Here is a 23,756-nt window from a genome sequence, read left to right as displayed (position 1 = left end):
CGACGTCACGGGTCGCAGACGACAGCGCCCCCGGAACCAGCGAGGTTCCGGGGGCGCTGTCGTCTGCGCGCGAGACGGGTGCCGGGCTACGCGGCGGGCGTGAAGTCGGGGAACTGCTCGACCGCGTCCGCGACGCCGGTGACGAAGCTCGTGTAGGTGAGGGCGAAGCCGAAGCGCTCGGCGAGGTTGCCGTCGATCCAATCGCCGCGCTCCACGGCGGGCACGCGCTTCAGCAGGGGTTCGAGCTCGGCCCCGGCGTCCGCCTTGAACACGAACAGGAGATCCGCGTCGCCGAGGGCACTCACGGCGCTCTCGTAGCTGAGCATGTGGCCGGCGCCGTTCGGGTTCGGCGGCGCGCTCGCGATCTCCGCGTTGTCGAGGATCTCCATCCCGAGTGCGGGGAGGACCACCTGGTAGACGGAGTCGCCCGAGATCACGGTGAAGTTGTCGACCGGGGAGTGGATCACGCTGGCAGTCTTGCCCTCGGTGTAGTGCCCAATCCGATCCTTGGCCGCCGCGACCGCCGCTTCGTAGTCGGCGATCGCGGCGTCGGCCTGGTCTTCCCGGCCGAGCAGGCTGAGCTGATCCGTCATCGCGGCGAAGGGTTCCTCGATCGAGGCGCCGGCGACGTCGATGCCGTCGTTCACCGCCAGCACGGGGGCGATCTCGTCGAGCTTGAAGTCCTCGCCGTCGTAGTAGTTCCACCAGCCGACACCCACGACGATGAGGTCAGGCCTGAACGAGGCGATCTCCTCGCGATTCAGGTCGAACGCGCTGTTCTTCAGGTGTGCGACGTCGTCGCCGATCAGCGGGGAGAGCGGGCTGTCGGTGCCGTACGCGGTGGCGACGATGGGGTACTCGGCGAGGAGCGCCATCTCCAGGCCGCTGCGGCTGTCGAGCACCACGACGCGCTCCGGGTTCGCGGGGATCTTCGCGTCGTATCCCTCATACGAGAAGTCGATGGTCTCCCCGGCGGTGCCTGACGGCGCGTCGGAGGCGGCCGTGTCGGTCGTGGGCGCGCAGCCGGCCAGAAGACCAACGGTGAGAATCGCGGAGGTCCACCCGGCCAGCCGGCGGTGCCGGCGCGGGCGCGCTGCGGCGGCCGGGGTCGGGGGGAACGGGGCGTGCGTGACGGGCATGTGTGTCCTTGGGATCAGAGCGCGGACCGAAGCCGGTGCCGCGGGTGGCACGGGGCGTGCGCCCCGCACCTCCACGCTAGGCAGCGGGAACTGCGCGAGGGGGACGATCCGCATCGCGATCGGGACGCGCGGCCGACGTGGGATGCGTGGCGGGCACGGCGGACGCCGCGGCGGATCGACCGCCCCGGTCTCGGCCCAGCGGCACGACGGTCGGGGTGCCCGTCACCGGATCCGGGAGGACCCGGCACGGGAGCCCGAAGACCTCCTCGACGAGCGCCTCGGTGACCACCTCTTCCGGCGTGCCCGTCGCGACGATGGCTCCGTCCTTCATCGCGATGAGGTGGGTGGCGTAGCGGGCGGCCTGGTTGAGGTCGTGGAGCACGGCGACCAGCGTGTTTCCCGCGAGATGGAGATCCGTGAAGAGCTCGAGCAGTTCGTACTGATGCGCGATATCGAGAAAGGTGGTGGGCTCGTCGAGCAGCAGCAGCGGGGTCTGCTGGGCGAGTACCATCGCCACCCACACACGCTGCCGTTGACCGCCGGAGAGCTCGTCAACGAGGCGGGGGGAGAGCTCCGTGGTGCCGGTCGCCGCGAGGGCCGCGAGTACGGCCGCCTCGTCGGCGTCGGTCCACTGACGAATGATGCCCTGGTGGGGGTAGCGTCCACGCGCGACGAGATCCGCGACGGTGATCCCGTCGGGCGCGATCGAGGTCTGCGGGAGCAGCCCGAGGCGGCGGGCGACCTCCTTGGGGCGGTACGACGCGATCGATTTCCCGTCGAGCAGCACGTCCCCGGCGCTCGGCTTCAGGAGCCGCGCGAGTGCGCGGAGCAGCGTCGATTTTCCGCAGGCGTTGGGCCCGACGATGACGGTGAACGAGCCATCGGGGATCTCGACGGAGAGATCCTCGGAGATGCGGGCGCGCTCGTAGCCGATCGTGGCGTGCGTGACGCGGAGCGCGGCATCGGAGAAGTCCGATGTGGCGGGAGAAGCGAGCGGGGTCATGAGGCCTCCGGGGTGGGGTGGGCGGTGGACATGGGGCTACGGCTGGCGCCGAGCCTCGCGGATCAGGAGCCAGATCAGGTACCCGCCGCCGACCACGACGGTGACGGTCCCGACGGGCAGCATGGCGGGCAGGGCGTGCTGAGCGATGGCGTCGGACGACACCAGCATTGCCGCACCCATGAGGGCAGCCGAGGCCACGGAGACGCCCGGACTGCGGGTCAGGCGGCGTGCGATCTGCGGGGCCGCGAGGGCGACAAACGCGATCGGGCCCGCCGCCGCGGTGACCACGGCGATGAGGCCCACAGAGAGCAGCATGAGCAGGAGTCGGCTGGCCTCAACCCGCACGCCCAGCGCCTGCGCCGCATCATCGCCAAGCTCGAGCTGGCGGAGCGGTCGGCCGAGCACAAGCACGGCGAGCAGCAGGATCGCAACGAGCACGCTGCCGAGCCCGGTCTGCTGCCAGGTCACGCCGTTCAGGGATCCCGCACCCCACACGGCCGCCACCATCGCGGTATCGAGATCGGCGGTCAGCGTGAGCCACGTGTTCACGGAGCTCAGCATCGCGGAAATCGCGATCCCCACGATGATGAGGCGGAAGCCCTGCGCGCCACGCCGGAAGGCGAGCACATACACGAGTGCGGCGGTGGCGATCCCGCCGATGAGCGCGCCCGCGGCGACCTGGAGGTAACTTCTGCCGAGGACAATGATGACGATCAGTGCGCCGGTGTAGGCGCCCGCGGAGAAGCCGAGAATGTCCGGGCTCGCGAGGGGGTTGCGGGTGAGTGACTGGAAGACCGCACCGCTCGCGCCCAGGGCGGCGCCGAACACAATCGCGGCGAGAATCCGGGGCAGCCGCCATTCGACGACGACGGTCCGGGTGAAGTCGTCAACGCCCGAGAACAGCGCCTGCCACACCTCGCCCAGGCTCAGCGGATAGTCCCCGCTGACGAGGGAGAGCAGGCCGAGAGCGATGCAGCTGAAGAGCAGCACGAGCCCGATCGCCGCGGTGCGAACATCGACGCGAAGCCACGCGCCACCCAGCCGCACGCGGCGTACGTGGCGCCCAGCATCGACTCGACTCACAGCTGGCTCACCCGGCGGCGACGGATCAGCACGATCAGCACGGGCGCCCCGATGAACGCGGTGACGATCCCCACCGGGATTTCCGCCGGACGCATCAGGATCCGGCCGGCGATGTCCGAGAGCAGGAGCAGGATCGGGGCGAGGACCAGGGTAAACGCGAGGATCCAGCGCTGGTCGGGTCCGACGATCCAGCGGGCGACGTGCGGCACCATGAGTCCGATGAACCCGATGGGGCCGGCGATCGCGGTCGCGCCGCCCGCAAGGAGGGTGACCGCGATGATCACGATGATGCGGGTGCGAAGCACGTTCGCCCCGAGCGCCGCGGCAAGGTCCTCGCCCAGCGCGATCGCGTTGAGCGCGTGCGCCATGCAGGCGGCGAGGACGAGGCCGGCGGCGATGAACGGGATGACCGGCCAGAGTTGTGCGAGCTCGCGCCCCACGACGGATCCGGCACCCCAGTTCCGCATCTTGTCGAATGCGCTCGGGTCGAGGAGCGTGAGCGTGCTCATTGCCCCGCTCAGCACGGCCCCGAGCGCCACGCCCGCGAGGACGAGGCGTAGCGGGTCCGCACCGCCGCGGCCGGCGGCCCCGATGGCATACACGGCGATGGTGACGATCAGCGCACCCCCGAAGGCGAACCACAGGGTGCCCGACACGGAGGAGACGCCCAACACGCCCACGCCGACCGTGACCGCGAACGCGGCCCCCGAATTCACGCCCAGGATGCCCGGGTCGGCGAGCGGGTTGCGCGTGAGCGCCTGCACGAGCGCCCCGGCAACTCCGAGCGCCGCGCCCACCACGACGGCGACGAGCGTGCGCGGGATCCGGAGATCCCACACGACGTAGTGGGTCTCGGTATCTCGGGGCGCAAACACCGCCTCCCACACCGTGCTGAGCGGCAGATCCCGAGCCCCGACGACGACGCTCACCACGGCGACCCCCACAAGGGCGACCACGGCGACGCCGAGCCACGCGAGCCGCGCCCCGGTTCCGCGCGCGAGGCCCGGCCGAGGCTCGGGCGTGCGGTCGCTGGCGGCGGGCGGGGTGCGCGCGCCGGGCGTGCGGCCGGTGATGCCGGAGGGCGGTGACGGGGGCCGAGCGGTGGTTGTCATGTGGTGTGGCACCCTCCTGGGCATGTGTGTGCGTGCGGGGCGCACGGCCCCGGATCGACGCTACGGTGCGCGAGTGGCGGGTGGGGGACAGGCGATGTCGCGATCGGGACAGGCCGAGCGGTGCGCCACTACAGCTGCCCCGCGAGCTCCCCGGGCGTGCAGCCCACGGTCTTGCGAAACGCGGTGACGAACGCGCTGGTGGTGCTGTACCCCACGCGATACGCCACCGATTTCACGCTGGATCCATCCGCGAGTTCGCCGATGGCGGCGCGCATGCGTACGAGGCGCCGCCACTGCGCGAAGCTGAGAGCGATCTCGGCGGTGAAGATGCGGGTCAGCGTGCGGGCAGTCATGTTGAGCAGTGATGCCCACTGCTCCAGCGAGCGATCGTCCGCGGGATCGTGCAACACCATCTCGACGAGCAGCGCAATCCGGGTGTCCTTCGGGACCGGGACGTCGAGCTGTGCCGAGTGGGTGAGCTCCAGCATGTCCACGCAGACCTGCTGGGCGCGCAACCGCTGCTCCGTGGTCATGCGCGCTCGTTTGATGTGGAGCAGCAGCTCGCGCGCCGCGGGGATCACTCGAACCGCGACGGGCTCGTGCCAGGGGCGATTCCAGTTGGCGGGCGCGAAATACGTGGCCCGTGCCTCGGTGTTGTCGCGCGTGGCCCCCTCGTGTTCGACACCCGCGGGGATCCAGAGCCCGATCCCGGGTGTCACGGTCCACTGGCGTCCCGCCGCCAACATGGTCACCACGCCGCGATCGGTCCACAGAAGCTCGTGTTCCGGGTGCGCATGCGCGGGCCACGACACGGCTCGGCGCGGTTCGTGCACGCTCGTGGTGAGGAGGTACGGGGCCCGAACGGAGTATTCGGGGGCGTCGTACGTGGGGGGAAGCGATGTGTCGGTCGCGGGTCGATCCGCCGTGCGCGGAATGTCCGGGATGAGCGCGGGGCGCAGGGCAAGCAGAGACATCGACACCTCGGGACAGTTGACAAGTGAGTCTCACCTTACATTAATCAGATGATATAGATCGGATGTTTCCCGCTTGCATCATCTTGTGGCCGATCGTTCGCTCGGTGTTATATTGGGATTCCGCCTACTCGAAGAGGAGCACCCATGAGCGTCGAGCGCAACACCCGCGAGATCGAGAAAGACGTCGTGACCGACTTCCGAGAGAAGCTCAGTTACGGCAGTTACCTGCAGCTCGACACGCTCCTCGCCGCGCAGCAGCCGATCAGCCAGCCGCAGCATCACGATGAGATGCTCTTCATCATCCAGCACCAGACCTCCGAGCTCTGGCTCAAGCTGGTGCTCCACGAACTCCGCCACGCGCGCGAGGAGCTCCGCGCAGATCGCCTCACCGGTGCCCTGAAAGCCGTCGCGCGGGTGAAAAAGATCCAGGAGGTGTTGACCGAGCAGTGGGCGGTGCTCGCGACGCTGACCCCCAGCGAGTACGCGCAGTTCCGCGGCAGCCTGGGCAACTCGTCCGGCTTCCAATCCGTGCAGTACCGCGCCGTCGAGTTCGCACTCGGCAACAAGAACGCGCGCATGCTCAAGGTGTTCGAATCGGCACCTGCCGATCACGCCCTTCTCGAAGCCGAGCTGCACGAGCCGAGCCTGTACGACGAGCTCCTCCGCCTCATGGCGCGGCGCGGCCTGCCGGTGCCCGCTGCAGTGCTCGAACGCGACGTCACCCAGGCCTACGAGATGAACGAGGAACTCGTCGACGTCTTCGTCTCGATCTACGCGGACCACACCGAGCACTGGGACCTCTACGAGGCCTGCGAGGAGTTTGTCGATCTGGAGGACAACTTCCAGTTCTGGCGGTTCCGGCACATGCGCACCGTCTCCCGGACGATCGGCATGAAGACCGGCACCGGCGGGTCCAGCGGGGTGGGGTTCCTGCAGCGCGCCCTCGAACTGACGTTCTTCCCCGAGCTCTTCGCCGTCCGCACCCGGATCCCCGCGTGAGCACCGTGTGGTTCCGCGACCGGGATGGCGAGATCCGGCGCGGCACCGTCTCCGCCGCAGCGGACGGCCAGTGGCGGCTGACCGCGGCAGCGCCGGATCAGCGGGGCACCGCCGACGCGCCCTTCCACGGGGTCGTCGTGGGCCAGTTCACCGACTGGCACGTGCACCTGCAGCTCGTCGACGCGGGGGATCTCGCCGCGGGCGTGCTCGGACGCGTACTCGACCTTGGCGCGCACCCCGAGCGCGTGGTTGCGCATCGCGCCGCCCCGCCGCGAGGTGTCCGCGTGGAGTTTGCGGGCGCCTTTCTCACGGCACCCGGCGGCTATCCGAGCGACCGGGACTGGGCCCCCGCCGGATCCTTCCGGGAGCTCGCGGACGCCGCGGACGCGTCGGCCGCCGTCGCTGAAATGGCCGCGCACGGTGCCAGCGTCATCAAGGTCGCGAGCAACGCGGACGCGGGGCCGGTGCTGAGTGACGAACTCTTCCGTGCGGTGGTCGCGGCCGCCGAATCCGCGGGACTGCCCGTGGTCGCCCACGCCGAGGGCGCGGGGGAGGCCACGCGCGTGCGGCGACTGGGGGCCAAGATGCTCGCCCATACGCCGTTCACGGAGCGCCTGGAGCCCGCGGAGCTGCGCGCACACGCGGACACGATGACCTGGATCTCGACGCTCGACGTCCACGGCTGGGGTGCCGGCGGGGCCGCGTTCGAGACCGCGCGCGAGAACCTCGCCGGGTTCCACGCCCTCGGCGGGGAGGTGCGGTACGGCACGGACCTCGGCAATGGCCCGTTGCCGGTGGGCCTCAACCCCCGGGAGCTCGCGGCGCTTGCCGGTGCGGGCCTCACCCCGCGCGACATGCTGACCGCGCTCACCCCCGCGGATCCCGAACTGCCGGACACGCGCCTGGTGTTCGTCCCGGGCCCGGACACCGCGCGGCTCGACGTGGCCGCGGCACGGCCGCTCGCTGCTCCTGATCTGGTCCCGTCGGGATCCCCGGCAGGACCCCCGGCAGGCTCCCCGTTGGGATCCGTCCCCCGCGCCTCGGCCGCCGACGGCCACACACCCACTGACGGCACTGACCCCACCGGCGGTACCGGCCCCACCGAACCCACCGACCCCACTGACCCCACCCGACCCGCAGCGAAGGAGCAGCGATGACCTCCACCGAACCGACCTCTGCCGAGCTGACTGCTGCCGAGCAGGCCTCTACCGAGTTGCGTGCACGCGCCGCGGACCTCGACCGCGCCGACCCGCTCGCCGCATATGTGGACCGCTTCGCCCCCGCGGACGGCGTCTCCGCGTACCTCGACGGGAACTCGCTCGGCCGGCCGCTGCGCGACACCGCGGACCGGCTCTCCGCCTTCGTGCGGGACGACTGGGGCACGCGGCTGATCCGGTCCTGGGACGAACAGTGGATGGAGCTGCCGCTCGCGCTCGGCGACCGCATCGGGACGTTGACGCTCGGTGCGGCCCCCGGCCAGACGGTGGTCGCCGATTCGACCACCGTGATGCTCTTTAAGCTGATGAGCGCCGCCGTCGCGCTGCAGCCCGGCCGCACCGAGATCCTGATCGAGGCCGCCAACTTCCCGACCGATCGCTTCGTCGCCGAGGGGATCGCCGCGGCCCACGGCCTCGAACTGCGCCAGCTCCCCGGTAACGCGCTCACCGGGGTGAGCGCCGCGGAGGTCGCCGACGCGGTGTCCGAGCGCACCGCGCTGCTCGTGTTGAACCACATCGACTACCGATCCGGCGCGATTGCCGACATGCGTGCGATCACCGCGGCGGCGCACGCGCGAGGCGTGCTCGTGCTCTGGGACCTCTGTCACTCGGTCGGCGCGATCCCGATCGAACTCGACGCCTGCGGCGTGGACTTTGCCGTCGGCTGCACCTACAAGTACCTGAACGGTGGACCCGGCGCGCCGGCGTTCGGCTACGTCGCGACGGCGCTGCAGGAGCGCGCCGAGCAGCCCGTGTGGGGCTGGATGGGGGCCAGCGACGTGTTCGGGATGCGCGACGCCTATGCGCCGGCCGCCGGGATGCGCCGCTTCCTGAGCGGCACCCCGCCCGTGCTGGGCATGGTCCCGATGCAGGGCATGCTCGATCTGATCGCGGAGGCGGGCATGCCGGCGATTCGCGCGAAGTCGCTGTCGTTGACCGGGCTCGCGCTCGACGCGGTCGACGCCCTGCTCGCGCCGCTCGGGGTGAGCCTGCTCACGCCACGGGCACCCGAGCAGCGCGGCGGGCACGTCACCGTCGGACACCCGCGCTTCCAGGCCGTGGTCCAGGAGCTGTGGCAGCTCGGGGTGATTCCCGATTTCCGGCACCCCGACGGGATCCGGATCGGGCTCTCCCCGCTCAGCACGACCCACGTCGAGACGGTGCGCGGCGTGCTCGCGATCCGTGACGCCCTGAGCTGAGGCACCCGTGTCCGCCGCACTCCCGATTCTCGACGACATCGATGCCCGCCCGGGCAGCGTCGCCTCGCTCCTGCGCACCGTCGTCGGGCTCACCCTGCGACGCCTGGGCGGCTGGATTTCGGCGGCCGATCTGGTCCGGTTGCTCGGGGCGCTCGGCGTCGACGCACCGCAGGCGCGCACCGGCATCGCCCGGCTGCGACAGAAAGGGCTCCTGGTCGCCGAGCGCCGCGACGCGGCCGGGTACCTCGTGAATCCGGCCGCGATCCCGATGCTGGAGCGCGGCGATCGGCGCATTTTCTCGCGCCCGAGCATGACGGAGGACGATCCCTGGTGCCTCGTGTCCTATTCGATCGCGGAGGCGAGACGCGATGTGCGCGGCCGGTTGCGGCGTCGCCTGCAGTGGATTGGTGCCGGCATCGTCGCCCCGGGTCTGTGGATCTGTCCCGGCTATCTTGCCGGCGAGGCCGCGCAGATCCTTGACGATCTGGGGGCCCGCGGCGACGCGACGCTGTTCCGGGTCGCGGAACCCGACGTCGACGGTTCCCTCGTGGACGCCGTGGCGCGATGGTGGGATCTCGACGCCCTCGCGGAAGCGCACCGGGCGTTCCTGAGACACGTGGGGGAGCCCGGGGCTGCGCCAGACCCGCAGGGTGCGGATCCGGCGGCGTCGTTCGCGTGTTACGTGCACCTGGTGGACCGGTGGCGGCCGATCCCGTACACCGATCCGGGATTGCCGGCGGCCCTGCTCCCCGCGGACTGGCCGGGCCGGGAGAGCGCGGAGGCGTTCGCGCGGCTGTCGGCCCGGCACGAGGGGCCCGCGTGGGAGTATGTGCGCGGAATAGTGCACAGGACGTAAGCGGCGGCCCCGGTCCGCAGTCTGTCCACAGGCCTGCTGGATCGTTCGGTGCGCCTGGTGCCCGCGCGTAGCGTGTGGGCATGTCTCCGCTTCCCACACCACACGCTGTCCACGCTCCTCGAGGTGCGCCGACGCCCGGCTCGGACTCGGGAACGGGTGCCCCAGGCCCCGCGCCGCTGAGCGCGGAACGGGTGCTGGAACATGCCGGGGAGCACGCGCGCCTCCTGCGGGAGCGCGCAAGCCACGCGGCCGCGACGGCAGACGCTGCGGATATGGCAGACGCGGACAAGCGCGCGGCCCCCGGCGTGTGGCGCACCGTCGATCAGCCCGGGGCGCGGGCCGGGGACGGCCGGGCCGGGAGCCTGCGGTCGGGCCGTACGGCGCTCGCACGGGACGCCCACCCCGGTCAGGCCGGACGCCTCCGTCGCGCGGTGGGGGCACCGATTGCCGTGGGCGTGGTGCTGTGTGTGATCGCCGTGCTGGTGGCGATCGTGGTGGCGATGCTGCGAGCGGGTGGCGCTCAGCTGCCTGAGGCCGCCGCGAACGTGCTGCCCAGTGCGGGCAGCGGCGAGCAGACGAGCGCGGATTCCGGGGGCGTCGAGGAGAACAGTGCGGCGGCGGTGCCGGCCGAGGGTGACACCGTCATCGTGCATGTGGCCGGTGCGGTGCGCGCCCCGGGCATCGTCGAGCTCCCCGCCGGATCGCGCGTCGTCGACGCGGTGGAACGGGCCGGAGGGGCCGCCGACGATGCGGCGCTGGGCGGCGTCAATCTCGCGCGGCTCGCGGTGGACGGCGAACAGATCCTCGTCCCCGACAGCACCGAGTCGGGTGCGGTTGGCCCCGGTCCGGACGCCGCGGGTGCCGGCCCCGCTCCGGCGGGGGTGGGTACGCCAGCCCCCGGAGCCCTCAGCCTCAGCACCGCGACCGCCGCAGAGCTGGAGACGCTGCCGCGTGTCGGCCCTGCGCTCGCGGAGCGCATCATCGAATGGCGCGGCGAGCACGGACCGTTTTCCTCGGTCGACGCCCTGACGGACGTGCCTGGCATCGGTGTGAAGACGCTCGACGGGTTCCGAGACCGGGTGAGCCCGTGACCCGGCCGCCGGGAACCTGGCGGCTCCTCGCTCCGGCGCTCGTGAGCTGGGCCCTCGTCGCGGGCGCGGTCAACGTACCCGGGAGTGGCGTCCTGGTGGCCTGCGGCGGGGTGCTCGTGGGGGCCTCGGCGTTGGGCATCGCTGCGGTGCGCCGCCGGCGGGCTGGGGCACTGCGGCCGGGCACCTCGGGTGGAGGAGCCTCGTCCGAACGGGCAGGTTTGACGGATCACAGTCTGCTCGGGCCGGTGCTGCTCCTCGCCGGCCTGGTCATCGCACTCGGAGTGCGCATGGAGAGCGTCGACCGCGCACGCTCCGCCCCGGGACTCCGGGTGGCCGCGGACCACGGGACTCCGATCTCCCTCACCGTCACCGTGACCAGCTACCCCGGTATCGATCGGAACGGGCAGCCCTGGATGAGCGCACGCACAGAACAGCCGAGCGGGCCGGCCCCGGTTGTGGTCTGGTGCGGCGCTCCCGAAGACACCGCAGGATCGGGGGCCTCGGGGCCGAAGCCCCGTGACCGCACCCGAGCGCCCCCGAGTTCGCGGTGTGGGGGATCGGGGTGGGGTCCGGGGAGCAGCGTCACGCTGATCGGCGAGGTCGCCGCACTGGATCCTGGCGGGAGCGCGGCGTGGGGAATCCGGGTGCACGAAGTGCAGGCGGTGCGCGGCGGGAGCCGCGCCGCCGCCGGTGCTGCGCGGCTGCGCGAAGGGCTCCGGGCCGCGGCAGTCGCGACGCCGGGAGCGGAGCTCGTGCCGGGACTGGCCGTCGGGGACACCACACTCGTGTCGCCCGACACCGATCAGCAGATGCGGGACGCCTCCCTCACACACCTGGTCGCCGTCTCCGGGGAGACTAACCGCCAAACAGATGAGTCGGGGAATTACCCTGCATCGGCCAAAAGTGAGGTTAGCAGGGCAGCGTTAGAGGTGCTGACGCATGAGCCCGACAATCGTGCGTTCTGCAGTCGCGGGGAGCGGCGGAGCTGCGGAAGCCTGCTGCACAGCCCACCGCTCAACAGGGTCGAGGATGAAGGTCTCAGGGTCGAGCGGAAGCGTATGTACGGGGGAGTCCGGGAACACCTGATCAATGAACTCGTCAACGGATGGGATTTCTGTAAAGGGCGTCAATGTCTTCATAGGTGACGAATGCGCGGTAGACATCACGCTACTTCGAGGCCGTTCAGCAATGGCACAAGCCCAGCTTTCAGCCATTGCTGAACGTTTGGTTCTCATTAGAGTACGAGCTTCGGGCTCTAACTCTCTAGAAAGGCGGCCCGTCGCGCATTAGCCGTGCTCCCCGAGTGGATACGCGCCTAGAGTCTCGCTAGGAGATTATGCGGGCAAGTTGTCTAATGCCTTGGGAGATCTGGGCGGGGGTGGCTGCGCCGTAGGAGAAACGAAGAAAGGGTGCGGGAGGCTCGTTGACGAAGAAGTGTCGTCCGTCACCTACGAGTACCCCGACGGCGTAGGCATCGGCGCTGATCTGCCTGGTATCGGCTCCGTGAGGTAACTGTGCCCAAAGGTGAATGCCCCCGCTCGGTACGTCCTGAATACGAACATTCGGCAAGGCCTGGCGGATCATAGCGACGAGGATATCGCGACGCTCAGCGAGTTCAGCACGCAGGCGCTTCAGATGCCGTGGCCAGATGTTCGAGGTCAACAGGCTCAGGGCAATCTCTTGCACCATCGGAGCAACGCAGAGGTCATCGGCGGTGCGGGAGGCCTGGAGCCGGTCACCGGCGGGCCCGCGTGCGATCACCGCGCCGAGCCTGAGACCTGGCGAGGCAGGCTTCGAGAGCGTGGTGACGGTGACGACGTGGCCATTAGGGTCTTCGAGGATAAGTGGTGGTGGGGTTCGACCGTCGATGCCGAGGTTCCTGGCCCAGTCGTCCTCAATAATAAATGCACCATGTTTGGCTGCGAGTTCGAGTACCTGGGTGCGGCGTTCTGGGCTGAGGACAGCGCCGGTCGGGTTTGCGTAACTGGGTTGCAGGTAAATCACGCGGGCGTGGGTTCGTTCGAGTTCGTCGGCGAGACGCTCAACGATGATTCCGTCTTTGTCGGCAGGCACGGACGCGATGGTGAGGCCAGCGCTTTGGGCAGCGAGGATTGCACCGGGGTAGCTGGGGCTCTCAGTGATCACGGTAGAACGCGGTTCGGCGAGGGTACGCATCGTGAACACGAGACCCTGCTGTCCACCAGAGACGATGAGTACGTCACCAGGATCAGCTCGATACTCGGCGGCAATTACACGACGAAGTTCTGGTGATCCTGCGGGCGGGGTCATCATCCAGGCCCGGTTGCCCTTGGCAGCGCGTGAGCCAATCCGGTGCAGCTCTTCGTTCGGTAGAAGTTCAGGGGCGAGGTACCCCCATGAGAGGGGGATGTGCTCGGGGGTTCCGTAACCGCCGAGGCGTGACGCACGATCTGAATCCACACGGGCGGGGCCGAGGGTCTGCGTCTGCCAAGCATAGTCCGGTTCGGCGAGTCGCCCGCGCTTGGCAACGAAGGTGCCTCTGCCTGGTTCGGCGCGCACCAAGCCCAGGGCGCTGAGCTCCGAGAGCGCAGCGGAAACGGTGGCAGCGCTTGCCTGAAACTCCTTGGACAGCTCCCGAACTCCGGGCAGTTTCTCTCCAGCCGGTGCTGCTGCGACCTGGTGATGCAGCCGAGCAGCAATCTCCGACGCTCTGTTATCATTGGACATGAAGCTAGTAGATAACGTTACTCTCTTTTTTGCAAGCCCGTTACGGTCCTGTCTGGATCTAGTCGTTGAAGCGGCGCGGGCATGAGCCGGGTAACTGGTGTTCTGCAGGACGTGTCCGTTTCTGCTGTGGTCGCCGGGTTCCTCTCGGCGCTCATCAACTTTGCTGGACCGTTCCTAATCGTGCTCGAGGCGACCCGAGCAGCGGGCCTTGACGAAGCACAGACTGCTTCCTGGGTGTGGGCGCTGTCGATCGGCAACGGCCTGTGCAGCATCGTGCTGAGCCTCTTCACCCGTATCCCGGTCGTTGTCGCATGGTCGACGCCTGGAGCTGCGCTGCTCATCGCTTCCCTGGGGGGTTTCTCATTCGCCGAGGCCGTGGGCGCGTTCCTCGTGGCGTCGGTTGCTGCAGCAATTGTGGGGTTCACGGGCTGGTTTGGGCTACTGCTTTCCAAGGTGCCCGGCCCGGTGTTGCAGGCGTTGCTTGCTGGCATTTTGCTTCCTTTTGTGATGACCGCAGTTGGCGCGTTCGCGAGCGCTCCACTGATCGCGGCCAGCATCGTGGTCACGTTCTTCCTCGGTAAACGTTTTTTTGACCGCTTCGCAGTTCTGGGCGCGCTTATCGCGGGTCTCACAACGACCTGGGCAACCGGATCGTTTCACGAAATCACGCCCTCGATCACCCTGGGTGTGCCGGTGTTCACGATGCCGGTCTTTACCCCTGCCGCGCTGGTGAGTATCGCGCTACCGCTGTTCACTGTCACGATGGCGTCACAAAATGCACCCGGTCTCGCACTGCTTCATGCACAGGGTTATCAACCACATGACCGCCTGATCGTGGGCACAGTGTCGGCAGTGTCGGCAGTGTTGGCGCCATTGGGTGCCCACGGCATCAACCTTGGGGCGATTACTGCCGCAATCGCGCTCGGCCCGGAGTCTCATCCCGACCGCACCAAACGATACATCGCTGGCGTCTCAGGCGGCCTCACCTATCTGTTGGTCGGCTCGTTCGGCGGCATCCTGGTTGCTGGGTTCCAAGCGATCCCTAGCGAAACAGTCGCTGTCGTTGCCGCTGTCGCGCTGCTGGGGTCATCACTCACGGCGCTCACCGGCGCAATGAGTGGTGACCCTCGCACTGGCCTCGCCGCGGTCACCACTCTCGCAGTCACCATGTCGGGCGTCGTCATCCTCAGCGTGGGCGCGGCGTTCTGGGGCCTGCTCGCGGGCACCGCCGTATACCTTTCACTCGCCCCACGCCGGAAAATGTCCAGCAGATCCGCGAGAGAGGAGCCCGTCGTGACCTCATAGGCAAGCGTCCACCCTGCCACTTCGAAGAGCCGTCGCACACCACGGGGACCTTCCGTGGGATGCAGCAACACCGGCTCTCCAATTCTTAAGATTTAAGGACACCTCAATGACTACCAAGATCGCACCCACCGTTCGCTTCCTCACGCCTGCAGACGAAAATCAGTGGCGCGCCCTGTTCCGTGGCTACCGCGAGTTCTACAAGCTCGAAGCATCTGAAGAAGTCGTCTCCCGCGCGTGGGGCTGGTTCATGGATCCGACCCATGAATGCAAGGCAATCGTGGCCGTGGAAGGCGCCGAGATCCTCGGCTTCGCCCACCACCGCCGATTCTCCTCGCCTTACACCGGTACGAGTCACATATTCCTCGACGACCTTTTCACGGTTCCCGCTGCTCGCGGCCGCGGTGTCGGTCGGGCACTCATCGGACGCCTCACCGACATGGCAGCCGCAGAGGGGCGCGCGGGGGTGCAGTGGATGACAGCGGAGGATAACCACCAGGCCCAAGCTCTATACGACACCCTCGCCACCCGAACCACTTGGGTGACCTACGACGCTAGGCCGACACAATGATGATGCTCACCTGACCACACTTACGTGTTGGCTGAAGACGAGGGTGAATGATACTGGAGAACGCAATTTAGACATCTCGGATCGAAGAACCGGATGCCGGGGCCATATGACTTCATGCGGTTCTCTTTGGCTGTGACAGCTACCCTGTTTTCACTACCGGCCGCGCCAGACCATCGTTCATTATGTTGAGCGGTCTAGTGCTGGTTGCGGCCGGTAGTCAGCGCGGATACTGGCCAGTCACCCACGACAAGCGGCTCGTCTGGGTGCTTTGGTGAACGGCTCCTTTACGGGGGTACCAACATAACTGAACAAATCTCACCCACCTTCCATTCCTGCGAGAGGTGAAAGTGGCTTCTAATCCTCGGTTACTCCAAAGAGTTCAACGATTCTGAGTAGGAGTACTCGATCAGGCTTCGCAACGTCACCGCGCATAACCTCCCTACGCCATCGCACAGTGCGGTGACTAAAGGAGGAGCGCCATGGCCACACAGTTCGCTATCGAGATGGACGACGTCGACGCAGACCGCTATGGCGTCGGCCATCGCGCCGGTTGCCGGCACCTGGTCGACCCTGAACTCCTCGGCGCTGACTGGCGGGCTGGCGTGGCCGAGCTGGGCACCGATTGGGAGCTGGAGGACGCAGATCACGCGATCCGCGTCGCGTCGTGCGCTCGGCGGGCTACACGTCGCTGAAGTGGAACGAGTACTCGTCCTGATACGTGCGCCCCTCGGAGACCTCAGGACTGCGGTACTGCGACCGCTGGTAGAAGAACTGCTCAATCTGGGCGTAGCTTCCACCAGCGAGCAGGATGTCGGTGGAGCGGTGGCCCGGCGCGTCAAGCCAGGTGCCACCCTCGGTGACGGAGCCGATGACCACGCCGCGGTCGCGGACCACTATCTTCTTCGCCACTACGCGTCCTCCTGTTGTCTCTCAGTATCAGTGAGCTGCCTATGCGCAGCATCAACCTGCCGGCGATAACGTTCACACACCTCACGCAGGTACTCAAGCTCCTCGGGCTTGATTCCCATGCCCGTACACACCCCGTCATCTGTAACCCCGGTAGCCAGAAGGATCTCGACCACCGCGGCGGCGCGGTGCACGCCGGTGATGTGCTGCTTCTGCGCATTCCTATTCATTCTGCCGCCTCCGCCCGCTCGATGGCACGGTAGACGGAGGCTCGACCGATCCCGAAGAGGTCAGCTACTTCAGTGATGGACATCCCACCCGTGCGCAGCCCTGCGATGTGGCGGTCCTGCGCCGGTGTGAGTTTGGTCTGTTTCCCACGCAACTTCCCCTTCGCACGCGCAACAGCCATACCTTCGCGAGTGCGTTGCCTGATTAAGTCAGCCTCGAACTCCGCGACCATGGCCAGCACGCTGAAAAGCAGCTTGCCAATAGGATCGCTGGGATCATGCTTCGCACCACCTAGCGACAACGCCACTCCGCGCGCACCGAGTTCGGCGGCGATGTCGGATGCGTCGCGAACGCTGCGAGCTAGGCGGTCGAGCTTCGTAACCACGAGAGTGTCGCCGGCGCGCACCGCTGCCATAGCCTTCGCGAGTCCTGGCCGCTCGCGGTTCGTACCGGTTAGCCCGTGGTCGGTGTAAACATCACCCGGCGAAACTCCGAGCTGCGCGAGCGCTTCACGTTGCGCGGTTAGATCTTGGTCAGCTGTACTGACGCGGGCGTAGCCGATCAGCACGTGACACCGCCGTCCGTAAGCCGATCGCCAAACGGACGATGGGGGAGCGCTCGGGCGGTTGAGTCGGTGACTCGCGGTGACGTGTCCGTATAGCTAGTCCGGTGAAACGTCCGGTGGCGGGGCGGTATGCGGACGGTGATGAGGCTCACTGCTGGCTCCGGTGACGGGCGTTACTCTCCTGAAAGCATGCATCACAAAGGGTCCGTTGCCACGTCTCGTTGCGAAGTTTTCCGCGGTGGCTGCATTCCTCGCAGATCGTGAGCGAACGATTCTCCGCGTCCAAGATGGCGGCGTGCATCTGACCGCGGGTGTCTTCGGGTAGATCGCTGCTGATAGAGGCGTAGCAGCGGAGGGCACCAAACTTTTCCTTGACCTGCTCGTAGGAATACATCTCCGGTGTGCATGAAAGTTGAGTGAGTATTCGGTCGAGTTCACGAAGCAGCGGGAACCATCCAGCGCCAACGCTCACCACCGTGCGCGGTTGGGAGCGGATGTGTTGGAAGTTGCTGGTGAGTGCCTCTTCCAACTGTTCCGGTGTGGGTCGTGTCATCAGCGCTGCTCCAATCTCGGCCGCAGCGTCTCTCACCGTGGCCGGATGAGCAATGCGCGGTCTACTTCCGCGCCGCCAGTTCTCGATATGCCAGCAGCTCCGCCCACGCTTCCTGGATGCGCTCGCCCTGCCATTCCGCGCGTTCCGAGGCGTCCACTTCGCCGCGCCAGACAGCCTGAGCCCGCGCTTCATAGAGCAACTGGGCGACTGAAGGCAGTTCCTCTGTCGGTACAGAGAACGCTTTCGCTGCGTCGCTGATCATGGCGCGAGCAAGAAGTGCAAGATCAGCAGGCGGCTCTTCATGCGGGACGAGGCACCAGGCGAGCTGGGCAACACAGGCGGCGAGGTGCAGCTCTAGAAGATCAGCGTCATCGGCGGTCATGAGCTGATGATCGCACGGACGAACTGAGGGCTGTCAAGCGGGAGAAACGGGTCTGTAGATAAGCGTCAGTGTTTCGGGTTACGAGCTTTCGCGGTCGCGTGGCGTTGATAGTACTTCTGGCTCAGCTTGAGTTCTGAGGTCACGCCGATCTGGTTCCCAACGCGGCGAAGGAAACTCCGGTAGACCTTGTTTTCGGCGAGGTACGTGATCGGCCTGCCAGCCCAGACCAGCGAAGCGCACGTCATGAATAGCAAGTAGTTATCGCCGAACGGCTCACGAGGTGCAGGTCGAACTGCTGGCATCGGGCCCCCGGCTGGATCAGGCTCGAAGTAGAGGTCAAGCAAGCGAACACCCGCATGACTGAACGCACTCAGAGCGCGGTAGTACACATAAGCGTCCGCGCCGCCAGGCGTGAGATCCTCACAGATCAGGTCGAAGCGCTGGGCATTGTCAAGAGCATCACGGTAGGGCGCGACATCTGAATCTGCAATTGAGTCAGCGTTCTCACGGAACGTTGCCGACATTGCTTTTCGGAGGCTGAGCTGCATGCTGCGATTGCTCCGCGCGTACTCGTGCATGAACGCCTTGACCGCCTCCGTACCTTCACTCTGCACGAGCCACACCGATGTGAGTGCGCACTCATAAGCTAAGCGGATGAGAGGAACTGCGCTGAGCACGTGCGCATTGTCAAGGAGGAGTCGGATTGCGTAGGCCGTTTCGTAGGTGTGGCGGCTTAGACCGAGCACGCACTCCATCCGAGCGACATCGATGGAAGTGATCGGTTGACCACGACGCGCCTTTGGCTGAGCCAGGTCACGCGGGTCGCCGTGCTCCTCCCACATCTCCAGAAGCTCGTCGAGCAGCGCGCGTAGCGACTCGGCATCAGTAGTGCTCATGATTCGGACTCTACCGGCGACCGGCGACACTTGGGACCCTCAGACTGATCGGTCTTCCCACTCCGCCGCATCGAGCGCCGCAAGCAATGCGGCTTCGTCGTAGTCAGCCGAAAGAGGAACTCGCTGCACTGCAGCAATCGCACTTCGGCGGAGGGCGAGCGATACGGAGCCGCGATCCTCGTGATCATTCGTGTATTTCACGACTGACTCCGCAGGCCGCATCACGTCGTCAGGCCACACGTCGCCGACCATCCCGCCGGGGTCACTGATTTTATCTGCGCGAACCGCTACCAGTGGCGAGAGCTTCACGCGGTACAGCCAGAACATTCTGTCGTCATCGGCTTGCTTACGGCGCCGGCGCTCCATGTTTTCGAGCGCAGAGGTGAGCGTTCCGACGTGCAGACACTTTATGAGCTGGTTGACGCGCCAGCGTTCAGTGGAACCACTTCCGCATATCTTCTCCATCCGCTCGAAGCTCTCAGAGTTCCAGCCGGCTGTCGGATCCCAGTTATTGCTCGGCCAATCAGGCTGCGTTGACGTGTGGAACCAGAGCTGATGCAGGACACTCTTTCCGTCCTGGGCGGCGGGTTGCTCATCAGCGGGATCTTGGAAGCTCACATCTCGCACTGTAGTAACTACCGGTGACACGCGCGGCTGCGCATTACGGCGCGATGACGACACAGCATAAGAAGGAGAGAAAGCACGAACCGGCTGAGGCCACAGATACGATGTATGAAGCAACACCGCCCCGACCGAAAGGCACCATGACCGGCCGACTTACACTTTCGTGGCGCAACAAAGACCAAGCCCTCATTGGCGACGGGCAAGGTGGATACCTCTGGGTCGACCCGAGCGATCCGCGCGCCGCGGAGGTGCGTACGCTTAATGAGGTTGCAACCCACGGTGACGTGAACGGTGACGGTGGGGATAATTTGCTGATCCAAGGCGACAGCGTCCATGCGCTCATAGCGATGAACCGTACTCCTGAGCTTGCCGACAAGTATCGCGGCAAGGTGAAAATGGTCTATATCGACCCGCCATTCAACACTGGGCAAGCTTTCGACCATTACGCGGATGGGGTTGAGCATTCAGTCTGGCTCGGGTTGATGCGTGAGCGCTTCGTGCAGATTAAGGAACTCCTGCTGCCGGAAGGCTCCATCTGGGTACACCTTGATGACTCAGAAGTCCATTACGCGAAAGTTCTGATGGATGAAATCTTCGGCCGGACGAACTATGTGACGACCGTAGTATGGCAAAAGCGAACTACTCGCGAGAATCGTGCCACATTTAGTTCAAGCATTGACTTCATTCTTGTGTACGCGATGAACGGCAAAGCGTGGCGCGATACAAGAAACCGCCTTGCTGACAGAGGCGGATTCTCTAACCCCGATAACGATCCAAAGGGGCCGTGGCGCTCGATCCCCATGACCGCGCAGGGATTCCGAGCGAATCAAATGTACGAGATAGTCACTCCCACTGGTGCGCGTCATCTCCCGCCCAAAGGACGTTGCTGGGGGATGGTTGAGGAACGATTCGAGGAAGCTGTTGCCGCCGGACGGATTTATTGGCCAAGTAATGGAAACGGTCGTCCTCGTGTAAAGCGCTACCCGGATGAGGTAGACGGTTTGGTTCCCTTCACGCTCTGGCCGGCTGTTGAGACAGGCACGAATGATGAAGCCAAGAAGCAGCACCTCACAGTGTTCGCAGACGATGAGGCTTTCTCGACACCCAAGCCTGAACGTCTCATCGAACGGGTGCTGGAAATCGGTTCAAATCCGGGGGATCTCATCCTTGATTGCTTCGGCGGCTCAGCAACTACGGCCGCGGTAGCGCACAAGATGGGACGTCGGTGGGTGACGACTGAAATCGAAACTGAAACAGTTGAGAAGTTCATACGACCTCGCTTGCTAAAGGTAATTGATGGCTCGGATACCACTGGAATTTCGGGGCCTGCGACACCAATGACTGAGCGAGGGCTCGAGGAGTTCGATATCTCAGCGGAGGACGCAAAGCAGTTCCAGAATCTCCTGAAACGGGTTATTTCAGCGGCTTCAGAGCTCGAAGTGGAAGACGAACTCGATGCAGACACTCTTCGTTCTCTGAAGGCGCTGACAAAGATAAGCAAAGCCGGTGCGCCCCGTTGGGCCGGTGGTGGTGGCTTCCGTGAACTCGTCGTTGACCCGGCATCTTTCCAAGTGAGCGAGCTGGCGGGGATGACCATCATGTCGGTCGCGCCTGGCACCAGCTACGAGCAGCTCGCGCGCTCTGTCGCTGCACAGCTCGGCTACCGACTTGCGGACTCGCTCGAAGGGCCGATTGTCGGTGCACTCGGGAAGTCTCGGCTTGCGGTGATTGATGGCACCGTTGACGCGAAAGCGGTCGCCGGAGTTCTCTCGCAGATTGACGAGCAAGAGACCGTGGTGATTGCTGCGACGACCGTTGCTGACGACGCCAGGGCTGCGCTTCGGTCCGAAAGCAAGGGTTCACGCATCATCAGCATCCCGAACGATTTGTTCCCGAAGGGCGGCGTAATTCGATGAGCGACTGGCTGCCGTACCAGGAAGACCTTGCCGAAGCCGTTGGGAAGCAGATGGATCTGCGCACCCCGAACATGCTGGCACTGCATGAGCTCGCGAAGCAGGTGTCGCATGGCGACGGCCGCGAGGTTATCGCCGACCTGGCGACCGGGGTGGGCAAGACTTACCTGGCGGCAGCCCTTATCGACTACCTTGCGCAGTCCGGGGTACGAAACGTTCTACTGGTCACGCCGGGTAAGACGGTCCTTGAGAAGACGCTTCGGAACTTTACGCCAGGTGATTCTAAGTACGTGAGTGGCGCTGTCGCGCGCCCGCTACTTGTGACTGCGGACAACTTCAACCGAGGTGAGGTCGGCGATGCGCTCCACGACCCCAACAGGCTGAAGCTGTTTGTGTTCAACGTGCAGACGCTGATTAAGCCGACCGTGAAAGCGAACCGGCGCACGTACTTAGAGAACGAAGCAATTGGTGGTGCACTGTACGAGCACCTGCAATCTGCGGATGACCTCGTGGTCATCGTAGATGAGCACCACGTCGTGCGTGAGTCAGCGAAGAAGTTCAACGCCGCCATTAGCGATCTTGGCGCTCGCACCGTCGTCGGGCTGACAGCGACGCCAGATAAGAAAGACGTGGACGCGGGGAAGGTGGTCTTCTCGTATTCGCTCGCCGAGGCTATCGCTGACCACTACGTGAAGGTGCCCGCCGTGGTCTACCGCAGCGACGGCCGGCGCGATCTGGAGACGCAGCTGGCAGATGCCTGTCTACTCCGAGCGAACCGTGAGCCGCTATGGCATCAGTACGCCGAAGCAGCTGGTGTGCCCGAGGTGCACCCAGTGCTTTTCATCGTCTGTCAGTCGATCGCTGACGCGAATTCTGTTGCCACTACATTGCGCCGCGACGACATGCTGCCCGGTGACGGCGAGGTGCTACTCATTACCTCTGAGTCAAGCGACGAAGCATTGCGCATGCTCGCTGACGTTGAGCGGCCTGAATCACCAGTGCGCGCCATCGTTTCCGTGGACAAACTCAAAGAAGGTTGGGACGTTAAGAACATCGCGGTGATTATGGCGCACCGGGCACTCGCATCCGAAGCGCTCACCGAGCAGATTCTCGGCCGTGGGCTGCGTCTGCCGTTCGGACGCCGGGTCGGTGTGCCGGCGATCGATATGGTGGACATTGTTGCTCATGAGTCATATGAGACGCTGCTGAGAAACCGTGACGTGCTGCTTCAGAAGCTCGCCGGGCAGCCAACACAGCCGGGCGCTGAATCCAGTATTCCCGTGGAACTGGACATCATCAGCACTGTGGGCGGCGGTAGTACGGAAGGGTTTAGCTGGGCGGTTACGCCGCCGCCCGGCACAACGGCCGATACCGCGCTCGACGGTGTGGGACCCGCGGAGCTGTTGCTCGCGCAGGAGATGGGGGAGCAACAAGCAGCCATCGAGCGCAGCGCACAGATGCTGGGACAGTCGATGCCGCTGAATGAGAGCCTGCCGAAGATCACGTTCCCGACGATGGTCCCGCAGATCGAGGCGGCGAAGTTTACTCTCTCGGTGGTAAAGCCGTTGCTCGCGGAAGAGCAAGGACGGCTATTCAAGCACGACCCAAAGATTGTCCTCAAGCGGCGTGCGCTCGCCGTGCAGCGTGACACCACCGGCGAGATCATTGTCAGTGAGCAAGCGGTTGAGAGTGATGAAGCTACGCGCGTCACATGGAGCGCGAAGGAGATTAGGCAGAGTTTGCTGCGTCGCATCCTGAGCTCGGGGCTTGTCGAGCCGGATGTGTCTGAGCAGGGCTGGGCACTCGACCTTGTCGACGCGTTCCTGCGTGGTGCTGATGTAGACGATGAGAGCGACTGGTCGTGGTCAGTCGATCATGCTTCCCGGGCGCAGGCAGCATTGCTGCAGATTCTGCAGGCTGCGCGACGGGGCTTGGACACGGTCACCACATACCGGTGGGCACCGACTGAGATCCCGGCACCGAAGCCCCTGCCTGCGAACCCGTTAGATAGGTGGGCCGGGTTCACAGCCGGAGCGTGGATTGGCCTGTGGGATAAGTCCATCGAGCGATACGCCCAATTCGATTCCGAGTCCGGCGAGTACTCGCTTGCTCAGAAGCTCGATGACTTCGACGAAGTTCGCCGGTGGCAGCGCATCTACGTGCACGGCGCAGCGAAGATCCCGAAATCAAAGGGCGGCAACTACTACCCCGATTTCGTCGTCGTTGATTCTGATGACGTGTACTGGGTATTGGAAGCGAAGAGCAACCGTGATGCTCAGGACTCCGCTGACGTACAAGAGAAGGCTGCTGATGCAGAGTTGTGGATTCAGCGGGTAAACGAGGCACACATGTTCGGCACCTGGCGATACAAGCTGCTTTCTGAAGCACAGATTGCTGCTGCGCAGGACTGGGCCTCGCTCACCGGGAGCTGACCCCA

At 65.7% G+C, this 23,756-nt stretch carries 24 protein-coding genes; 11 read left to right on the top strand and 13 right to left on the bottom strand.

Going from position 1 to position 23,756, the window contains the following annotated elements; all coding sequences use genetic code 11:
• Positions 1-86: 86 nt before the first annotated feature.
• From D3230_RS09725 to D3230_RS09705, 5 genes are all read right to left on the bottom strand, one after another.
• A complete protein-coding gene (locus D3230_RS09725; protein ID WP_202344826.1) occupies positions 87-1,139 on the bottom strand; it encodes an ABC transporter substrate-binding protein in 1,053 nt (350 codons plus the stop codon).
• Between the two features lie 76 nt (positions 1,140-1,215).
• Entirely contained in the window at positions 1,216-2,142 is a 927-nt protein-coding gene (locus tag D3230_RS09720; RefSeq protein ID WP_202344825.1) for an ABC transporter ATP-binding protein, read from the bottom strand.
• A 36-nt stretch (positions 2,143-2,178) separates the two neighbouring features.
• Positions 2,179-3,225, bottom strand: coding sequence for an iron chelate uptake ABC transporter family permease subunit (locus D3230_RS09715; RefSeq protein ID WP_202344824.1), 1,047 nt, complete (start codon positions 3,223-3,225; stop codon positions 2,179-2,181).
• Entirely contained in the window at positions 3,222-4,337 is a 1,116-nt protein-coding gene (locus D3230_RS09710) for a FecCD family ABC transporter permease (RefSeq protein ID WP_202344823.1), read from the bottom strand. Before D3230_RS09710 ends, D3230_RS09715 begins: the two co-directional genes overlap by 4 nt.
• Before the next feature lie 128 nt (positions 4,338-4,465).
• Entirely contained in the window at positions 4,466-5,311 is an 846-nt protein-coding gene (locus D3230_RS09705) for a helix-turn-helix domain-containing protein (protein WP_202344822.1), read from the bottom strand.
• Between the two features lie 144 nt (positions 5,312-5,455).
• Between D3230_RS09705 and kynA the strand changes: the two genes are divergently transcribed.
• The 5 genes from kynA (at position 5,456) to D3230_RS16010 (ending at position 10,673) form a co-directional block, all read left to right on the top strand.
• Complete coding sequence (kynA, locus tag D3230_RS09700; RefSeq protein WP_202344821.1) at positions 5,456-6,310, top strand: tryptophan 2,3-dioxygenase; 855 nt, start codon at positions 5,456-5,458, stop codon at positions 6,308-6,310.
• Positions 6,307-7,467 carry an amidohydrolase family protein gene (locus D3230_RS09695; protein ID WP_202344820.1) on the top strand — a complete coding sequence of 387 codons (1,161 nt, stop codon included), beginning with the start codon at positions 6,307-6,309 and terminating at the stop codon, positions 7,465-7,467. Before kynA ends, D3230_RS09695 begins: the two co-directional genes overlap by 4 nt.
• Positions 7,464-8,726 carry a kynureninase gene (gene kynU, locus D3230_RS09690; RefSeq protein ID WP_202344819.1) on the top strand — a complete coding sequence of 421 codons (1,263 nt, stop codon included), beginning with the start codon at positions 7,464-7,466 and terminating at the stop codon, positions 8,724-8,726. Before D3230_RS09695 ends, kynU begins: the two co-directional genes overlap by 4 nt.
• Positions 8,727-8,733: 7 nt before the next feature.
• The gene (locus tag D3230_RS09685) at positions 8,734-9,582 is read left to right on the top strand and encodes a PaaX family transcriptional regulator C-terminal domain-containing protein (protein ID WP_202344818.1); all 849 of its coding nucleotides are present in this window, start codon (positions 8,734-8,736) and stop codon (positions 9,580-9,582) included.
• 80 nt (positions 9,583-9,662) lie between these two features.
• Positions 9,663-10,673, top strand: coding sequence for a ComEA family DNA-binding protein (locus D3230_RS16010; RefSeq protein WP_237467254.1), 1,011 nt, complete (start codon positions 9,663-9,665; stop codon positions 10,671-10,673).
• Positions 10,674-11,596: 923 nt separating this feature from the next.
• On the opposite strand, the gene D3230_RS09675 is transcribed toward D3230_RS16010, so the two are convergent.
• Together D3230_RS09675 and D3230_RS09670 are read right to left on the bottom strand one after the other, a co-directional pair.
• Positions 11,597-11,812 (bottom strand): hypothetical protein, encoded by a 216-nt coding sequence (locus D3230_RS09675; RefSeq protein WP_202344817.1) that lies wholly within the window; start codon positions 11,810-11,812, stop codon positions 11,597-11,599.
• Positions 11,813-11,999: 187 nt separating this feature from the next.
• Positions 12,000-13,379: an aminotransferase-like domain-containing protein gene (locus D3230_RS09670; RefSeq protein WP_202344816.1), complete on the bottom strand. Its 1,380-nt coding sequence runs from the start codon at positions 13,377-13,379 to the stop codon at positions 12,000-12,002.
• Positions 13,380-13,460: 81 nt separating this feature from the next.
• Between D3230_RS09670 and D3230_RS09665 the strand changes: the two genes are divergently transcribed.
• The 3 genes from D3230_RS09665 to D3230_RS09655 all read left to right on the top strand — a co-directional run bounded on the left by D3230_RS09665 (position 13,461) and on the right by D3230_RS09655 (position 15,944).
• Positions 13,461-14,684: a benzoate/H(+) symporter BenE family transporter gene (locus tag D3230_RS09665; protein WP_202344815.1), complete on the top strand. Its 1,224-nt coding sequence runs from the start codon at positions 13,461-13,463 to the stop codon at positions 14,682-14,684.
• Between the two features lie 106 nt (positions 14,685-14,790).
• Positions 14,791-15,252, top strand: coding sequence for a GNAT family N-acetyltransferase (locus tag D3230_RS09660; RefSeq protein WP_202344814.1), 462 nt, complete (start codon positions 14,791-14,793; stop codon positions 15,250-15,252).
• A gap of 479 nt (positions 15,253-15,731) precedes the next feature.
• Positions 15,732-15,944 (top strand): hypothetical protein, encoded by a 213-nt coding sequence (locus D3230_RS09655; protein ID WP_202344813.1) that lies wholly within the window; start codon positions 15,732-15,734, stop codon positions 15,942-15,944.
• Here D3230_RS09655 and D3230_RS09650 read toward each other — a convergent pair.
• Positions 15,931-16,161, bottom strand: a complete 231-nt coding sequence (locus D3230_RS09650; protein WP_202344812.1) for a hypothetical protein — start codon at positions 16,159-16,161, stop codon at positions 15,931-15,933. The genes D3230_RS09655 and D3230_RS09650 overlap by 14 nt on opposite strands.
• A gap of 41 nt (positions 16,162-16,202) precedes the next feature.
• Here D3230_RS09650 and D3230_RS09645 point away from each other — a divergent pair, with 41 nt between their 5' ends.
• Positions 16,203-16,421 (top strand): hypothetical protein, encoded by a 219-nt coding sequence (locus D3230_RS09645; protein WP_202344811.1) that lies wholly within the window; start codon positions 16,203-16,205, stop codon positions 16,419-16,421.
• On the opposite strand, the gene D3230_RS09640 is transcribed toward D3230_RS09645, so the two are convergent.
• The 5 genes from D3230_RS09640 to D3230_RS09620 form a co-directional block, all read right to left on the bottom strand.
• On the bottom strand, positions 16,385-16,954 hold the full coding sequence (locus D3230_RS09640) for a recombinase family protein (protein ID WP_202344810.1): 570 nt from the start codon (positions 16,952-16,954) through the stop codon (positions 16,385-16,387). The two genes, D3230_RS09645 and D3230_RS09640, sit on opposite strands and share 37 nt — an antisense overlap.
• 145 nt (positions 16,955-17,099) lie before the next feature.
• A complete protein-coding gene (locus D3230_RS09635) occupies positions 17,100-17,504 on the bottom strand; it encodes a hypothetical protein (protein WP_202344809.1) in 405 nt (134 codons plus the stop codon).
• Positions 17,505-17,565: 61 nt separating this feature from the next.
• A complete protein-coding gene (locus tag D3230_RS09630; protein WP_202344808.1) occupies positions 17,566-17,886 on the bottom strand; it encodes a hypothetical protein in 321 nt (106 codons plus the stop codon).
• A 65-nt stretch (positions 17,887-17,951) separates the two neighbouring features.
• On the bottom strand, positions 17,952-18,782 hold the full coding sequence (locus tag D3230_RS09625) for a DUF5677 domain-containing protein (RefSeq protein WP_202344807.1): 831 nt from the start codon (positions 18,780-18,782) through the stop codon (positions 17,952-17,954).
• Between the two features lie 39 nt (positions 18,783-18,821).
• Positions 18,822-19,400, bottom strand: coding sequence for a hypothetical protein (locus D3230_RS09620; RefSeq protein ID WP_202344806.1), 579 nt, complete (start codon positions 19,398-19,400; stop codon positions 18,822-18,824).
• A 53-nt stretch (positions 19,401-19,453) separates the two neighbouring features.
• Between D3230_RS09620 and D3230_RS09615 the strand changes: the two genes are divergently transcribed.
• Positions 19,454-21,322 (top strand): site-specific DNA-methyltransferase, encoded by a 1,869-nt coding sequence (locus tag D3230_RS09615; protein WP_202344805.1) that lies wholly within the window; start codon positions 19,454-19,456, stop codon positions 21,320-21,322.
• Positions 21,319-23,751 (top strand): DEAD/DEAH box helicase, encoded by a 2,433-nt coding sequence (locus D3230_RS09610; protein WP_202344804.1) that lies wholly within the window; start codon positions 21,319-21,321, stop codon positions 23,749-23,751. Before D3230_RS09615 ends, D3230_RS09610 begins: the two co-directional genes overlap by 4 nt.
• The last annotated feature ends 5 nt before the right edge of the window (positions 23,752-23,756 follow it).

It is taken from the genome of Leucobacter chromiireducens subsp. solipictus (genome assembly GCF_016758195.1).
GTDB lineage: Bacteria > Actinomycetota > Actinomycetes > Actinomycetales > Microbacteriaceae > Leucobacter > Leucobacter solipictus.
The sequence above is the reverse complement of the archived record's forward strand: the minus strand, read 5'-3'. Positions and strand labels throughout refer to the sequence as shown.

Excerpts from the sequence above, each read along its gene's own strand:
- D3230_RS09725 (WP_202344826.1), bottom strand. The coding sequence starts at position 1,139 with ATGCCCGTCACGCACGCCCCGTTCCCCCCGACCCCGGCCGCCGCAGCG.
- D3230_RS09720 (WP_202344825.1), bottom strand. The coding sequence starts at position 2,142 with ATGACCCCGCTCGCTTCTCCCGCCACATCGGACTTCTCCGATGCCGCG.
- D3230_RS09710 (WP_202344823.1), bottom strand. The coding sequence starts at position 4,337 with ATGACAACCACCGCTCGGCCCCCGTCACCGCCCTCCGGCATCACCGGC.
- D3230_RS09705 (WP_202344822.1), bottom strand. The coding sequence starts at position 5,311 with ATGTCTCTGCTTGCCCTGCGCCCCGCGCTCATCCCGGACATTCCGCGC.
- kynA (WP_202344821.1), top strand. The coding sequence starts at position 5,456 with ATGAGCGTCGAGCGCAACACCCGCGAGATCGAGAAAGACGTCGTGACC.
- kynU (WP_202344819.1), top strand. The coding sequence starts at position 7,464 with ATGACCTCCACCGAACCGACCTCTGCCGAGCTGACTGCTGCCGAGCAG.
- D3230_RS16010 (WP_237467254.1), top strand. The coding sequence starts at position 9,663 with ATGTCTCCGCTTCCCACACCACACGCTGTCCACGCTCCTCGAGGTGCG.
- D3230_RS09675 (WP_202344817.1), bottom strand. The coding sequence starts at position 11,812 with ATGAAGACATTGACGCCCTTTACAGAAATCCCATCCGTTGACGAGTTC.
- D3230_RS09670 (WP_202344816.1), bottom strand. The coding sequence starts at position 13,379 with ATGTCCAATGATAACAGAGCGTCGGAGATTGCTGCTCGGCTGCATCAC.
- D3230_RS09665 (WP_202344815.1), top strand. The coding sequence starts at position 13,461 with ATGAGCCGGGTAACTGGTGTTCTGCAGGACGTGTCCGTTTCTGCTGTG.
- D3230_RS09660 (WP_202344814.1), top strand. The coding sequence starts at position 14,791 with ATGACTACCAAGATCGCACCCACCGTTCGCTTCCTCACGCCTGCAGAC.
- D3230_RS09655 (WP_202344813.1), top strand. The coding sequence starts at position 15,732 with ATGGCCACACAGTTCGCTATCGAGATGGACGACGTCGACGCAGACCGC.
- D3230_RS09645 (WP_202344811.1), top strand. The coding sequence starts at position 16,203 with ATGCGCAGCATCAACCTGCCGGCGATAACGTTCACACACCTCACGCAG.
- D3230_RS09635 (WP_202344809.1), bottom strand. The coding sequence starts at position 17,504 with ATGACACGACCCACACCGGAACAGTTGGAAGAGGCACTCACCAGCAAC.
- D3230_RS09630 (WP_202344808.1), bottom strand. The coding sequence starts at position 17,886 with ATGACCGCCGATGACGCTGATCTTCTAGAGCTGCACCTCGCCGCCTGT.
- D3230_RS09625 (WP_202344807.1), bottom strand. The coding sequence starts at position 18,782 with ATGAGCACTACTGATGCCGAGTCGCTACGCGCGCTGCTCGACGAGCTT.
- D3230_RS09615 (WP_202344805.1), top strand. The coding sequence starts at position 19,454 with ATGACGACACAGCATAAGAAGGAGAGAAAGCACGAACCGGCTGAGGCC.
- D3230_RS09610 (WP_202344804.1), top strand. The coding sequence starts at position 21,319 with ATGAGCGACTGGCTGCCGTACCAGGAAGACCTTGCCGAAGCCGTTGGG.